19 protein-coding genes and 1 pseudogene are annotated in these 13,156 nt (G+C 35.5%); 6 read left to right on the forward strand and 14 right to left on the reverse strand.

Annotation, left to right across the window (positions count from 1 at the left end; genetic code table 11):
- Positions 1–15 precede the first annotated feature (15 nt).
- Positions 16–429, forward strand: coding sequence for a YtrH family sporulation protein (locus AC3WVZ_RS21870; protein WP_002005839.1), 414 nt, complete (start codon positions 16–18; stop codon positions 427–429).
- Positions 426–929, forward strand: coding sequence for a sporulation membrane protein YtrI (ytrI, locus tag AC3WVZ_RS21875; RefSeq protein WP_001265736.1), 504 nt, complete (start codon positions 426–428; stop codon positions 927–929). Before AC3WVZ_RS21870 ends, ytrI begins: the two co-directional genes overlap by 4 nt.
- A 51-nt stretch (positions 930–980) precedes the next feature.
- Here the strand turns inward: ytrI and AC3WVZ_RS21880 are convergent, their stop codons facing one another.
- Complete coding sequence (locus AC3WVZ_RS21880; RefSeq protein WP_000545136.1) at positions 981–1,913, reverse strand: DHH family phosphoesterase; 933 nt, start codon at positions 1,911–1,913, stop codon at positions 981–983.
- 159 nt (positions 1,914–2,072) lie between these two features.
- Between AC3WVZ_RS21880 and AC3WVZ_RS21885 the strand changes: the two genes are divergently transcribed.
- Entirely contained in the window at positions 2,073–2,378 is a 306-nt protein-coding gene (locus AC3WVZ_RS21885; RefSeq protein WP_079004416.1) for a YtpI family protein, read from the forward strand.
- A gap of 7 nt (positions 2,379–2,385) precedes the next feature.
- On the opposite strand, the gene AC3WVZ_RS21890 is transcribed toward AC3WVZ_RS21885, so the two are convergent.
- Together AC3WVZ_RS21890 and AC3WVZ_RS21895 are read right to left on the reverse strand one after the other, a co-directional pair.
- A complete protein-coding gene (locus AC3WVZ_RS21890) occupies positions 2,386–2,649 on the reverse strand; it encodes a DUF3949 domain-containing protein (RefSeq protein WP_000093045.1) in 264 nt (87 codons plus the stop codon).
- A 210-nt stretch (positions 2,650–2,859) separates the two neighbouring features.
- Positions 2,860–4,173: a CBS domain-containing protein gene (locus AC3WVZ_RS21895; protein ID WP_000201572.1), complete on the reverse strand. Its 1,314-nt coding sequence runs from the start codon at positions 4,171–4,173 to the stop codon at positions 2,860–2,862.
- Between the two features lie 244 nt (positions 4,174–4,417).
- Here AC3WVZ_RS21895 and AC3WVZ_RS21900 point away from each other — a divergent pair, with 244 nt between their 5' ends.
- Positions 4,418–4,579 carry a hypothetical protein gene (locus AC3WVZ_RS21900; RefSeq protein ID WP_000976303.1) on the forward strand — a complete coding sequence of 54 codons (162 nt, stop codon included), beginning with the start codon at positions 4,418–4,420 and terminating at the stop codon, positions 4,577–4,579.
- Between the two features lie 40 nt (positions 4,580–4,619).
- Here AC3WVZ_RS21900 and AC3WVZ_RS21905 read toward each other — a convergent pair whose 3' ends face one another.
- Entirely contained in the window at positions 4,620–5,303 is a 684-nt protein-coding gene (locus tag AC3WVZ_RS21905; RefSeq protein ID WP_000868919.1) for a metal-dependent hydrolase, read from the reverse strand.
- A gap of 149 nt (positions 5,304–5,452) precedes the next feature.
- Here AC3WVZ_RS21905 and pepQ point away from each other — a divergent pair, with 149 nt between their 5' ends.
- The gene (pepQ, locus tag AC3WVZ_RS21910) at positions 5,453–6,550 is read left to right on the forward strand and encodes a Xaa-Pro dipeptidase (protein ID WP_233935396.1); all 1,098 of its coding nucleotides are present in this window, start codon (positions 5,453–5,455) and stop codon (positions 6,548–6,550) included.
- Positions 6,551–6,581: 31 nt separating this feature from the next.
- Here pepQ and AC3WVZ_RS21915 read toward each other — a convergent pair whose 3' ends face one another.
- Positions 6,582–6,947: a DUF3221 domain-containing protein gene (locus tag AC3WVZ_RS21915; protein WP_001079377.1), complete on the reverse strand. Its 366-nt coding sequence runs from the start codon at positions 6,945–6,947 to the stop codon at positions 6,582–6,584.
- Positions 6,948–6,967: 20 nt separating this feature from the next.
- Positions 6,968–7,342 carry a hypothetical protein gene (locus tag AC3WVZ_RS21920; RefSeq protein ID WP_139846858.1) on the reverse strand — a complete coding sequence of 125 codons (375 nt, stop codon included), beginning with the start codon at positions 7,340–7,342 and terminating at the stop codon, positions 6,968–6,970.
- A gap of 93 nt (positions 7,343–7,435) precedes the next feature.
- Between AC3WVZ_RS21920 and AC3WVZ_RS21925 the strand changes: the two genes are divergently transcribed.
- Positions 7,436–8,263, forward strand: coding sequence for a DUF2785 domain-containing protein (locus tag AC3WVZ_RS21925; RefSeq protein ID WP_000941475.1), 828 nt, complete (start codon positions 7,436–7,438; stop codon positions 8,261–8,263).
- 14 nt (positions 8,264–8,277) lie between these two features.
- Here AC3WVZ_RS21925 and AC3WVZ_RS21930 read toward each other — a convergent pair whose 3' ends face one another.
- The 8 genes and pseudogenes from AC3WVZ_RS21930 to AC3WVZ_RS21965 form a co-directional block, all read right to left on the reverse strand.
- The gene (locus AC3WVZ_RS21930) at positions 8,278–8,484 is read right to left on the reverse strand and encodes a hypothetical protein (RefSeq protein ID WP_001248908.1); all 207 of its coding nucleotides are present in this window, start codon (positions 8,482–8,484) and stop codon (positions 8,278–8,280) included.
- A 63-nt stretch (positions 8,485–8,547) separates the two neighbouring features.
- Positions 8,548–8,688: pseudogene (locus AC3WVZ_RS21935) on the reverse strand (anti sigma factor C-terminal domain-containing protein); the annotation flags it as partial.
- A gap of 228 nt (positions 8,689–8,916) precedes the next feature.
- On the reverse strand, positions 8,917–9,261 hold the full coding sequence (locus AC3WVZ_RS21940; RefSeq protein WP_233935397.1) for a DUF6176 family protein: 345 nt from the start codon (positions 9,259–9,261) through the stop codon (positions 8,917–8,919).
- Positions 9,262–9,263: 2 nt separating this feature from the next.
- The gene (locus AC3WVZ_RS21945) at positions 9,264–10,052 is read right to left on the reverse strand and encodes a GNAT family N-acetyltransferase (RefSeq protein WP_233935398.1); all 789 of its coding nucleotides are present in this window, start codon (positions 10,050–10,052) and stop codon (positions 9,264–9,266) included.
- On the reverse strand, positions 10,049–10,381 hold the full coding sequence (locus AC3WVZ_RS21950) for a cupin domain-containing protein (protein ID WP_000450925.1): 333 nt from the start codon (positions 10,379–10,381) through the stop codon (positions 10,049–10,051). Before AC3WVZ_RS21950 ends, AC3WVZ_RS21945 begins: the two co-directional genes overlap by 4 nt.
- Positions 10,382–10,425: 44 nt before the next feature.
- Entirely contained in the window at positions 10,426–10,848 is a 423-nt protein-coding gene (locus AC3WVZ_RS21955) for a hypothetical protein (RefSeq protein WP_000534935.1), read from the reverse strand.
- A 140-nt stretch (positions 10,849–10,988) separates the two neighbouring features.
- A complete protein-coding gene (gene ald, locus AC3WVZ_RS21960) occupies positions 10,989–12,122 on the reverse strand; it encodes an alanine dehydrogenase (protein WP_001219403.1) in 1,134 nt (377 codons plus the stop codon).
- Positions 12,123–12,336: 214 nt separating this feature from the next.
- Positions 12,337–13,128 carry an SDR family oxidoreductase gene (locus AC3WVZ_RS21965; protein WP_002024902.1) on the reverse strand — a complete coding sequence of 264 codons (792 nt, stop codon included), beginning with the start codon at positions 13,126–13,128 and terminating at the stop codon, positions 12,337–12,339.
- Positions 13,129–13,156: the final 28 nt, after the last annotated feature.

Genomic DNA, 13,156 nt, shown 5'->3' on the forward strand with positions numbered 1-13,156 from the left:
CTACTTTTATTATAGGTGATGAGGAAAGCGGAAATCAAAACATACTTCTTATACTTTGTCCATATATATGAAGAAGAAAGGGGAATGACGATGGATGTAAGAGAACATACTTTTTTCTCTCTGCTTATTATTAGTTATTTTATTGCCTTTGGGGTTATACTTGGCGGTTCATTAATTGGTGGATTTGGTGCGTTTCTTATCGGAAAACCAGCTCTAACTTACATTAATCAATTCGCCCAAAATTTAAGAATTTGGGCACTCGTTGCAGCAATCGGCGGAACATTCGATACCTTTTATAGCTTTGAAAGAAGTTTCTTTGGCGGAGATATGAAAGATATCGTAAAGCAAATTCTCCTTATTTTTTTCGCAACTGGTGGTATGCAAACAGGTCTCATTATTATTAAATGGCTAACGCAGGAACATGTATGAGAGTACCAAGTGCCAATACAGCAAAAAGATGGTACTTAGTATTAGCTGGGGCTGCTGTTGGAGGCGTGTTGAGCTGGTTTATTTTTTTGTACATATACGGTGTTTTTCAAGAAGAACAAGCTAGTAAAATAGCAGAACAAAGAGAAATTATAGAAAAACAAGAAGCAAAGCTCCACGTCCTTCTCGAAGATCAAGAAAAATTGAACACTGAAAATAAACGGCTCTTAACCATTCAAGAGATTAAAATAAAACTTATCAATCGAGAAAAATACGATTTAGACAATCTCACACTCGAAAATATGACTACATCTATCCATAATGACCTCCAACATCTTTTAACGAAAAACATTCAAAGTATCGCAAAAAATAAAGACCTACTTAAAAAGGTAATCGAAAATAAAACGTACAAACATTACGATCGGCTATACCGTTTTAAAGTCGATACAATATCTTTTGATACAGTGCTTGAAATTAGCATTACTATAGAGAAAGAAAAATAAAGAAGGAGGGCTTTAGCGCCGCTCCTTCTTTTCGTTCTAACATATAGTCTCTTATTTACAAATCTCACGTAAATCAGCAAAAAGACGATCCGCTTCTTCCCAAGAAGATGCCTTCGCACCAGAAGCCATCGGATGCCCCCCGCCGTTATATTGCATTGCTAATTTGTTTATAACTGGTCCTTTTGAACGAAGACGAACACGAATTACGTCGTCTTCCTCTAAAAATAGAACCCACGCCTTTAATCCATCAATATTGCCAAGCGCTCCAACAACACCAGATGCTTCAGAAGGAAGTACATCAAACTCTTCTAATACTTCTTTCGTTAATTTAATGTAAGCTGCTCCTTCTTCTACCATCGTAAAGTTTTGTAAAATATAACCGTTTAAACGAGCAATTTTTTCTTTTGTCTTATACATCTCATTGTATAAATCTGTGAATTTCACACCCATGTCAACAAGCTCACTTACGTAACGAAGTGTTTTTGCTGTCGTATTCGGGAATAAGAAACGACCTGTATCTCCAACAATTCCTGCTAAAATAAGGCGGGCTGCTTCTTTTGTTATTTTTAATCCTTTATCTTTTCCATAGTTATAAAACTCATAAATCATTTCACTTGTAGAACTCGCTGTCGTATCTACCCACGTAATATCTCCATATGGATCTTCATTTGGATGATGATCAATTTTAATTAACATCTTCCCTTTTGTATAGCGTTGATCGTCAACACGTTCTTGATTCGCAGTATCACAAACAATAACAAGCGCATTTTCGTATACACTATCTTCAATATCATCCATTACTCGTAAGTATGCTAGTGACGGCTCATTGTACCCAACCGTATAAATATTTTTCTCTGGAAACGATTCTTGTAGAATTGTACCAAGACCACCCTGTGAACCTAACGCATCTGGATCCGGACGCACGTGGCGATGAATAATAATTGTATCAAACTCTTTAATTGCTCCTAAAATTTGCTCATGCATATGTATAATCTCCTTTTTAATCAACTTCTTCACTTTATCCTCCATTATAACGGAAAGTATTTCATACATGCGAACAATTGCTTTATAATAAAAGTTAGAAAGTTTAGATATTTCTTTTTCTTTTCTATTATCTTTCACAAAGCGATGGGAGTGTTCATTATGCCAGTATTAGTCTTCTGTATTATCGTCTCATTTATGTTGTACCTCTTTTACAAAACAAAATACTTTCGTACAAACCGCCCAATGGAGAAAGGTTGGCTCTCAGGAAAATCCGCAATGGCACTCGGTTCATTCGTTTTATTTTTCGGGATAAACCAATTCTTTTTAGAACTTTCAACCGCTCGTATTATCGTTGGTGTTTTATTCGTTCTATTTGGTAGTGCAAGTGTATTTAACGGGTTTCGCCAATACAAACGTTTCTTGCCATTAGCAGTTAAAGAAGCTGAAGTCTATGAAGCAACGTAAAAAAGCATCAATATTGTGATGCTTTTTTACGTCCCTTAACTTTCAAAATCATATACGCAACAAACGCAGATGGTATATTAAATGGGTTCCCTTGTACGTGAAAATGTAATTGTTCTTCTCCAAAAGACATTTTTTCATATAGCTCTCGCTGAGATAATCCTGTCTTTTCCTTTTTTTCATGTAAACCTTGTAAATATAAATATTGAATCGGTATCATTACAAGAAAGTAAAATAGTGCGATACTACCAAAAAAGAGTACGGCTGACGACATAATGTATACCACCTCTCACAATTCCATTTTCTTACAATATAATCATAACACAATATACAACTAAATTGAATTATTATTCCGTCTTTTCTCACATTACTTTTCCACTCCATCCCATACATATTTCACCAAAACTCCCATCTAAAATCATACCTTTCAAATTTAAAACAACAAAAAAAGATGGAACAAATCAAAACGATTTGTTCCATCTTTTTATTTATCGATTAACTGAACCATAAGTAATGCTTTTCCAACAACATTACCTTCATGATGCACCTCTACATCGACCTTACCAAATTTACGTCCAATTTCTAATACTTTCGGATGAACAGATACAACATTATCAATTTGAACCGGCTTTACGAAATAAATCGTTAAGTTTTCAACAATTAAATCACTTTTCTTTTGCGCACGAATGACGCGATTTGTCGCTTCTGTCACAATTGTTGCAAATACACCGTACGATAACGTCCCGATTGAGTTCGTCATTTGCGGCGTCACCGAAAATTGATATAGATGCTCATTCTTCGCTTCTTTTGGTGTCATAAATTGATTCGTTACAATATCATCAATGGTTTCTCCAACTTGTGGCTGACGTTGAATCATTTGCAGTGCCTGAAGTACATCTTGACGGCTAATAATACCTTGCAGTTTGTTTCCTTCCTCAACGACAGGAAGTAATTCAATTCCTTCCCACACCATCATACGTGCCGCAGCTGCGACAGACATTTTACCGTTCACTGTAATTGGGTGTTTTGTCATTACTTTATCAATTGGTGTTTCTTTCGCTACTCCGATCATATCTTTTGAAGTTACGATTCCTAGTACTTTGTTACTTTCATCGACAATTGGATATCTTCCGTGCATTGTCTCTTCGTTATATGCATGCCATTGCTGTACTGTATCACTCGGCTTTAAATATAACGTTTCTTCAATTGGCGTTAAAATATCTTCAACGAGTACAATTTCTTTCTTAATAAGTTGGTCATAAATTGCACGATTAATTAACGTTGCGACCGTAAATGTATCGTAGCTACTTGAAATGATCGGCAGCTTTAATTCGTCTGCTAATTTCTTCACATGATCTTCCGTATCAAATCCGCCCGTAATTAATACAGCCGCTCCAGTTTCTAGCGCTAATTCATGTGCATTGGTACGGTTACCAATAATGAGTAAATTCCCAGCTTCTGTATAGCGCATCATCGCTTCTAATTTCATAGCTCCGATTACGAATTTATTTAATGTTTTATGTAGTCCTTCTCTGCCTCCAAGTACTTGACCGTCGACAATGTTAACGACTTCTGCATATGTCAGTTTTTCGATATTCTCTTTCTTCTTTTGTTCAATTCGAATTGTTCCGACACGTTCAATTGTACTAACATATCCTTTATTTTCTGCATCTTTAATTGCACGGTAAGCGGTCCCTTCACTTACACTCAAATCTTTCGCAATTTGTCTTACAGAAATTTTATGGCCTACTGGCAGGCTATTAATATGTTCTAAAATTTGGTTATGCTTGGTAGCCAAATGGTTTCACCATACTTTCTTTTCCCTAAATTCTTCATGTGTTGTACTTTCAGTATACTATATTTTCAAAACTGTTACACTCTCTCTTTGCATACCTGTACTATTTTTTTTATAACAAAATGACGCTTACATTCCACCAGTCATTCTATTACAACAATGTAATGCTATTGTCATCTCATTCGATAGTTCGCCCACTTAATTGCCTATACAATTAAGACAAGAAATAAAACAAAGGAGCGAACACATGATGAAAAAACTTTTAGAGGTTGTAGGTGCTGTATTTTTAGCTTTCGTAGATGGGAAAAAAGTTGCAATGGAATTGAATGAAACACCTGAACAACCACGTACCAAAAGAGAAGAATCACCAAAACAAATACAAGCATTAAAAGCTGTCCTACACACGTAAAAAACCCTTCACTTTTCTTTTCAAATGAAGGGTTTCTTTTCTATAGTGTAATACTTTCTCCAGCTTCTAATACTTTCCCTGTACAATTTTGTAGCTTTTCTACAAATTGATATGGATCTTGTTCAATAACTGGGAACGTATTGTAATGCATCGGTACAACAGTTTTCGCATTAATCCATTTTGCCGCTAGTACAGCATCTTCTGGTCCCATTGTGAAATTATCACCAATTGGTAAAAATGCTAGATCAACTTTATTTAATTCCCCAATTAACTTCATATCAGAGAATAGTGCAGTATCTCCTGCGTGGTATACAGTTTTCTCTTCTGCTGTAAATAAAATACCTGCTGGCATACCTGTATATGTAATCGTCTTATTTTCTTCATCAATATAACTAGAGCCGTGGAATGCTTGTGTAAACTTCACTTTTCCGAAGTCAAATTCATGTGAACCACCAATATGCATCGGGTGTGTATTTACACCTTGCCAACTTAAAAATGTTGCTAGTTCAAATGGCGCTACAACAACTGCATTATTTTTCTTCGCAAGTTCTACTGTATCTCCAACATGATCACCGTGTCCATGCGATAAAAGAATTGCATCCACTTTTACATCTTCAGCTTTTAAATCTGTTTTCGGATTACCTGTTAAAAACGGGTCAATTAAAATAACTTTTTCATTCGCCTCAATTTTCACAACTGAATGTCCATGATAAGATACTTTCATTATTACATTCCTCCCCTGTTCACATTCTCACTTTGTATTCTACATGATTTTTCAATTCCCTGTCTTTTCTAACATCTATTTACTTGTCATAACGCTTTCTTCCGAGTTAAAGTTATATTTGTAATTAAATATCTCGGGGGTGCCAATCGATGAATGCTAGATTAGAAAATTTAATGCAATGGCTAAAAGAAAAAAACGTAGAAGCTGCGTTCTTAACTTCTACACCAAACGTCTTCTACATGACAAACTTCCACTGTGAACCACACGAAAGATTACTTGGTATGTTTGTATTCCAAGAAAAAGAACCTATTTTAATTTGCCCTAAAATGGAAGAAGGTCAAGCACGTAACGCTGGCTGGGCACATGAAATTATCGGATTTACTGATACTGACAGACCATGGGATATGATTGCAAAAGCAATTAAAGACCGCGGCATCAATGCAAATGCAGTTGCAATTGAAAAAGAACATTTAAACGTAGAGCGCTACGAAGAATTAACGAAATTATTCCCAAATGCAGCTTTCAAATCAGCTGAGGAGAAAGTTCGCGAACTTCGTTTAATTAAAGATGAAAAAGAACTTTCTATTTTACGCGAAGCAGCTAAAATGGCGGACTATGCTGTTGAAGTTGGTGTAAATGCAATTAAAGAAGATCGTAGTGAACTAGAAGTATTAGCAATTATTGAACACGAATTAAAAACAAAAGGCATACATAAAATGTCATTTGATACGATGGTATTAGCAGGTGCGAACTCAGCTCTTCCACACGGTATTCCTGGCGCAAACAAAATGAAACGCGGTGATTTCGTACTATTTGATTTAGGCGTAATCATTGACGGTTATTGCTCTGATATTACACGTACAGTGGCATTCGGCGAGATTTCTGAAGAACAAACTCGTATTTACAACACTGTACTTGCTGGACAACTACAAGCAGTTGAAGCATGTAAACCAGGTGTTACACTTGGCGCAATCGACAACGCTGCTCGTTCTGTTATTGCAGATGCAGGTTACGGAGACTTCTTCCCACACCGACTTGGTCATGGACTTGGAATTAGCGTACACGAATATCCAGATGTAAAAGCTGGTAACGAGTCTCCATTAAAAGACGGTATGGTCTTCACAATCGAACCTGGTATTTACGTACCAAACGTAGGTGGCGTTCGTATTGAAGATGATATTTACATCACAAAAGACGGATCAGAAATTTTAACGAAATTCCCGAAAGAGTTACAATTTGTAAAATAATAGAAAAAGGCAGCGGGAGTGCTGCCTTTTTCTATTTCCCTACTATTTCAAATTTCTCTACAATCATTTTTGCTGGATAACTTTCAAGTATTTGAGAAAACCATACTTTTATTTTATCCCCTGTTTTTAACTGTTTATATGCGTCTTTGTCCTTAAAGCTCAAGACTATATGTGCTGGATGCTCTTTATTCATTTGTTGTTCTATATAATGTTGCAACTCTACTTTTGTTTCAACCGTTTTATCATCGGCAAAAAACATCGTGTCATTTCTTAATATGATATACCCTTCTTTAGGTACTTCTTTTACCGTTACTTGCTCTACTTGTTTTGTATCACACGCTGATAATACGACTAGAAATACACTTAAAAACATAACAATTTTCATATGCCTATTCATTTTTAACTCCTTACTCTAGGCTATTTCAAATTTAACACCATCTTCTCCTCATACTTATCATCCCATTTAATCACAACTTCTATAGGTTCATCTTTAGAGATAGGCGCGCAACTTACACAAGAAGACTTCATTTCAACCTTTGCTCCTCTATGAACTTCTGACGTTTGTGTCATTGTACTAAAGGCTCCATTAACAGCAATCTCTAAGTTTTTAAATTCTGTCTTTCCATCCCCACCCTTATATTGAAACGTAAACATTCCATCTTCACTGTCATCCTTAATATGCCCTTTATATTGTCCAGTCCAACTTTTGCTCTCGCTAGAAAAAGTAAAATACCAAATCGAGCAGCTTCCTAAAAAGAAAATACTAATGAAAAAGAATAACGCTCTCTTCATCATGCCCCTCCATTCAAATGCACTTATTTATTGTCTATTTCTTCCTTCTATTATACTATTAAAATACAGAATTTTCTAAAATAGGGGGTTTATATGTTACAACAACAGTTAGAAGAAATTCGTAATAATAATTACATACTGGATAACACACTTAACATTGATTCTTTAAGTTCCAATATGCTTGAGCAAATTGGCGATACTGATAGCTATTTAAGGGACAAACTCATCTACTCTACTTTTTTTCATCTCATCAAGAAGGAATATCTTTCACACACACAATTACAGAAACTATTATTAGAAAGCATCGGTGAAAAATATTTATTGTATAAGATTCATTCAGATGATGAAGATGCGGTATTTACCCGAGCATTTACAACATTATTAATTGCCCTCATTATTGATGCTGATACAAATCATAATTTCTTATCACAGACTGATATTTCAAATGTAAAAGATCAACTAATTCTATATATGAACAACGAACATGATTTCCGGGGATATGTGCAAAAACACGGCTGGGCACATAGTATCGCTCATGCTTCTGATACATTTGAGGCGCTTGTGAATAGTCCTAAACTGGAAACTTTATATTACGAAGAAATATTACAAACTTTATTAAACAAAGTTTGTGTTCATTCCATCTATTACAAATATGAAGAAGATGAACGTATCGTTTATCCGATTGTCGCAATGCTACAAAATGGCTTAAAGGAAGAAGCACTCATATTAGCCCTTCGTGATTTAGTAGCTCAATTACCCGTTCAAAAACAAACATTACATATTGAATCATACGAGTTTCTATACGGAAATATAAAATCTTTCTTACGCAGCTTATTTTTCAGACTGCGCAAGCTTTCTATATGTGAAGAAACAGAATGCGAAATTGAAAAATTGCTACAAGAACTTCCAAAATATTATTAAAAAAAGAAGGCCACTCAAAAAGTGCCTTCTTCTATTTCACTAATATTTAATTGAAATTTCACGATCCAAACTGAGAAAAGGTGGACAAGAAGCGCAAACGCCATACATGCTCCGCTTAAAAAAGTTAGTATAGGATGCGAATACACGTGCCCCAATCCATAGGATACCGCCACGAAAAACATTGTTATGTAAATATAAATTGCTCCATGTATTTGCCTCATATAAACCTCCTTTTCCCATATTATAACATAAATTTTCTGATTATTCACATTAATTGCTTGTAATCAATATTTCTCAACTGTTACACCTCTTACAGCAGCCTTAATATATGGTGCTCCTTGTAAACTTTGTAAATCCTCTGTTTTGCCTGTTACGACTACACCGTATATTGGTAGGTCTTTTGGTTTGGTGTTTTTTATTTCTTTATCCCGCATTAACGGGCAGTAAGACCTCACATCAAAATTCAGCGGAAGCAAGAAGTTAGATGGGGGATGAACCCCACACTGATTAAAGTTTCACTTTATAGTTTATCCTAAAATATTCTCAGTATCCCTCTTTATTTTCACTTAAAGACATCCAAATGCAGCTTTTATAAATTGTTTCATAATAAAAAGCACATCCATTTTGATGCGCTTCTCTGAAATACTATTCTATTATTTCATCGCGTCCTTCACAACATCTTGAATCATAACGACTTCTGTTTTCATATCAACAGAGGGTGCTTCTTCATCAATACACTCATACCAAAATTCCAAGTGCTTTTTATCAATTTCATAATGAGGATTTTCGACAAGAGCCCCACCTTCTCCTTGCACAGAATACCAATATAAGTACTCTTCTCCATCTCTTATTTCCCGGAAAATTGTCTCAACGTACATCTTTTCGTCGTTTAATGTCAAAAGTACTTCTTTCATATTGTCATTCAGAAGCTGCATCCATTCATCTACACGATGACTTTTATCTTGTTTCACTTTAAATCTCGTTAACTCCACATTCATTTTTATTCCCCCGTTTTCTTACGTACAAACAATCTATATTCTATTGGATGATAAAAACTTAATTTACTAGCTAATTTTTGCGAAGGAATATTGTCTACATAACAATCCCAGCACGGTATAATATCATTTTGTATGCAATGTTCAATAAACCTTGCTGCAACAGCTTGGGCTAATCCTTTCCCTTGATATGCTTTATGCGTCACAATATCAATTTCAGCACATCCGTTCCCACTAAATATTGAAACACATTCCGCTACAATCATTCCTTCTAGTTCTATACAAAATCCAAAACCACCGTTTAAAAACGTTTCTTTTGATCCCCAATATTCTTTGTAGTACTCCTCTGTAAATTCACTGCTTCGTTCTATATCTCTTCTATCAATACGCTTCACTTCATATGTATTTTTGTTACAATCTCGTTTTCTCTCTTCAAAGGTTACGCTTTGAAATTTCATTCGCGGAATGTTTCGAAGTACATGACTAAAACGTTCTTCTATCATCATTTCCCACTCGTTACTCGAAGAGAACAATGTAAATCTCTTCTCTGTTTTTTCAATAGCCTTTTTTATAAAAGAAAATAAATCTTCGTTATAATTTTGATCATCAGTATCACCAAATAAATAATAAATACCGTTAGCTGTACGAATTAGTCCTGCTGTTAATTTCTCGTTTGCAAAAACCTCACCATCTATCACTTGATCACATACCGCATAAGCAAACGTCGTCGTTTTTGTATGACTTTCTAAAATCGGAAGGATTTTTCTATACTCGGCTACGGATAATTTTTTCATAATTGCTCCACTTTAATCGTATCCGCCTCTATATGTTCAAAACAAAGATTTACAGTTCTCTTTAATGCTCTCGTTCTATGAATCTTACATGCTGGAATTAAGATTGAATCATTTGGCTTTAAAACCGCTGTTTCTCCATCTTCAAAATCAATAAGTAATTCTCCCTCTAACACAATAAATAATTCATCCGAATTAGAATGATAGTGCCAATCATATTCACCAGTAAATACAGCGATTCGTAAGCAATGACTGTTTATATTTGAAACGACGAAGTTTTTATGTTGATCTTTAATATCCTTTGTTAATTCTATTAAGTTCACAGTCTCCATCTTTCATCCCATCCTTTCATTAGTCGTTCTTCTAAAAAACTAACTTAATCTCCACCTCCTCCGCAATCTCCTCCACCATCACTTGAGCTACTACAGTCATTGCTACTGTAGTCACCGAATCCACTTGATGAGCTTGAAGCGTATGAAGATTTTTTGCTTCTTTTTCTATCTTTTTTACTTTCATGACTAGGCCAAACCTTATCAAATAATATAAAGAATAAGATTCCTTCTACCATAACAAGCATAACGCCAAAAATACCTTCAATAACATTAGGGGTTATCCCCAAACATTTAACCATCCCACATAAAAACACACAAAAAATCACATACAAGAACATACAAATATACCGAAATGTTTTCTCTATTGTAATGACTACTTTTTGTGAAAAAGGTATGTTCTGCTCCTGTTTTTTCTTTATGTACTTTTGTCTCTTTGCTTGCTTTTTCTTCCTCTTTTTACTCCCCATTGAATCCCCTCTTTTTATTATATAATTCTAAATTATCATAATAAAAAATGATTTACACCAATAAATAACAATTATTCACATGTTATTTCCCCATATAAAAAAGACCCTCCTCATAAAGGAAGGTCTCAAATGTATTTCTATTATGATAAAGCAGGAGCTTTTTCAAGTAGCTCTTTCGCATCAGCGTATTGTAAGCCGTGAGCTTCTGCAACTGCTTCGAATGTTACATATCCATCTAATGTGTTAATACCTTTTAGTAATGCAGTGTTGCCTAAGCAAGCTTCTTTGTAGCCCTTGTTAGCAATTTGTACTGCATATGGTACTGTTACGTTTGTTAACGCAAGAGTTGACGTACGTGGAACTGCACCTGGCATATTAGCAACTGCATAATGAACAACGCCATGTTTTTCGTAAGTTGGGTTGTCATGAGTTGTAATACGATCAGTTGTTTCGAAAATACCACCTTGGTCAATCGCGATATCTACAACGACAGAACCTGGTTCCATTGATTGAATCATTTCTTCAGTTACAAGTTTTGGCGCTTTTGCACCCGGAATTAATACTGCTCCAATAACAAGGTCAGATTCTTTAACAGCTTCTGCAATGTTGTATGGATTAGACATTAATGTTTTTACTTGGTTACCGAAAATATCATCTAATTGACGAAGACGTTCTGCACTTAAGTCAATGATTGTTACATCTGCACCTAAACCTACTGCAATCTTAGCTGCGTTTGTACCAGCTTGACCACCGCCAATGATTGTTACTTTGCCGCGTTTTACCCCTGGAACGCCTGCAAGTAAAATACCTTTACCGCCTTTGTTTTTCTCAAGGAATTGTGCACCGATTTGTGCAGACATACGACCAGCCACTTCACTCATAGGTGCAAGTAATGGTAAAGAACGATTGTCTAATTGTACTGTTTCGTATGCGATTGATGCAACTTTGTTATCGATTAATGCTTTCGTTAATTCTGGTTCTGGAGCTAAGTGTAAGTATGTGAATAAGATTAAGCCTTCACGGAAATAGCCGTATTCACTTGCTACTGGCTCTTTTACCTTCATAACCATATCTTGATTCCATGCTTCTTCAGCAGTTTCTACAAGTTTCGCACCAGCTTGTACGTATTCTTCATCTGTAAAGCCAGATCCTAAACCTGCTCCTTTTTGAACAAAAACTTCGTGACCATTTTGTACTAAATGTACTGCTCCCGCTGGCGTCATTGCCACACGGTTTTCATTGTTTTTAATTTCTGTTGGAATACCGATACGCATGATTAGTTCCCCCTTGAGTTATGAAATGACCCCTGAATCATTTTTTAAAGCGCTTTCTACGCTCTTATATTTTAACATAATATCTCAATATTTGACAAAAAAATAACACGAGTTTTCCGATAGATTTAATTTTATATTAAAGGACAGTATTATCCGCACCTCTCAGCACAATGGATAAACTGTCCAATTATTCGAAACTTCATCTTATTTTATTCTATCGATGTCTATGAATAACATCCACTGCACCAGTCACTTCAATAATTGTACCGGTAATCATATCGGAATCGTCCTCACATAAAAACGAAATGGTTCTTGCAATATCTTCACCTGTTCCAGATCTACCAATCGGTGTGTTATGCTCTTTCAGCTGACGTGCTTCTTGAATAGTTGCCTCTTTCATATCGCCAATAATATCACCAGGACATACCATGTTCGCAGTGATACCATACTCCGCTTCTTCATAAGCAACTGTTTTCGTTAATGAAACAAGTCCTACTTTCGCTGCGGCAAAAGCTGAACGATAAATCCATCCCGGTGCACTATCCGCCCCTTGAAATCCGTAATTAATAATACGGCCAAAGTTCTGTTTTCTCATGACCGGAACGACAAGTTTTAATAAATGAAATACCGCTGTTAAATTTCCCTGAATCATTTCATTCCATTCATCTTCTTCATAATCAACTAACTTTTTTCGTTCAAATACATATGGACCAGCATTATTAATTAAAAAGTCAATTTTGCCAAAACGGCTCATCGCTTCTTCTACTATTTTATGTAAATCTTCCTTTTTCGTGACATCCGCTTGCACGAATTGTAGACGCTCTTCCACATCTTTATATGTTTCTTTCATCGTTTCCATAGCCGTGATATCGCTATGGTACGTTACTGTTACTGAATAGCCTTTAGCCAATAACTTTTCTGTTACTTGCTTTCCTAAACCTTTCGTACCGGCTGTAATGAGCGCATGTCTCACAAAACTGCCCCCTTTTAAATTGCTATACTTCATATGTAACAAGTTCTCGCTCCAATTACAA

Source organism: Bacillus sp. CPT56D-587-MTF (assembly GCF_058792335.1).

Coding starts and splice junctions, on each gene's coding strand:
- ytrI (WP_001265736.1), top strand. CDS start 426: ATGAGAGTACCAAGTGCCAATACAGCAAAAAGATGGTACTTAGTATTA.
- AC3WVZ_RS21880 (WP_000545136.1), bottom strand. CDS start 1,913: ATGCATGAGCAAATTTTAGGAGCAATTAAAGAGTTTGATACAATTATT.
- AC3WVZ_RS21885 (WP_079004416.1), top strand. CDS start 2,073: ATGCCAGTATTAGTCTTCTGTATTATCGTCTCATTTATGTTGTACCTC.
- AC3WVZ_RS21890 (WP_000093045.1), bottom strand. CDS start 2,649: ATGTCGTCAGCCGTACTCTTTTTTGGTAGTATCGCACTATTTTACTTT.
- AC3WVZ_RS21900 (WP_000976303.1), top strand. CDS start 4,418: ATGATGAAAAAACTTTTAGAGGTTGTAGGTGCTGTATTTTTAGCTTTC.
- AC3WVZ_RS21905 (WP_000868919.1), bottom strand. CDS start 5,303: ATGAAAGTATCTTATCATGGACATTCAGTTGTGAAAATTGAGGCGAAT.
- pepQ (WP_233935396.1), top strand. CDS start 5,453: ATGAATGCTAGATTAGAAAATTTAATGCAATGGCTAAAAGAAAAAAAC.
- AC3WVZ_RS21915 (WP_001079377.1), bottom strand. CDS start 6,947: ATGAATAGGCATATGAAAATTGTTATGTTTTTAAGTGTATTTCTAGTC.
- AC3WVZ_RS21920 (WP_139846858.1), bottom strand. CDS start 7,342: ATGAAGAGAGCGTTATTCTTTTTCATTAGTATTTTCTTTTTAGGAAGC.
- AC3WVZ_RS21925 (WP_000941475.1), top strand. CDS start 7,436: ATGTTACAACAACAGTTAGAAGAAATTCGTAATAATAATTACATACTG.
- AC3WVZ_RS21930 (WP_001248908.1), bottom strand. CDS start 8,484: ATGAGGCAAATACATGGAGCAATTTATATTTACATAACAATGTTTTTC.
- AC3WVZ_RS21940 (WP_233935397.1), bottom strand. CDS start 9,261: ATGAATGTGGAGTTAACGAGATTTAAAGTGAAACAAGATAAAAGTCAT.
- AC3WVZ_RS21945 (WP_233935398.1), bottom strand. CDS start 10,052: ATGAAAAAATTATCCGTAGCCGAGTATAGAAAAATCCTTCCGATTTTA.
- AC3WVZ_RS21950 (WP_000450925.1), bottom strand. CDS start 10,381: ATGGAGACTGTGAACTTAATAGAATTAACAAAGGATATTAAAGATCAA.
- AC3WVZ_RS21955 (WP_000534935.1), bottom strand. CDS start 10,848: ATGGGGAGTAAAAAGAGGAAGAAAAAGCAAGCAAAGAGACAAAAGTAC.
- ald (WP_001219403.1), bottom strand. CDS start 12,122: ATGCGTATCGGTATTCCAACAGAAATTAAAAACAATGAAAACCGTGTG.
- AC3WVZ_RS21965 (WP_002024902.1), bottom strand. CDS start 13,128: ATGAAGTATAGCAATTTAAAAGGGGGCAGTTTTGTGAGACATGCGCTC.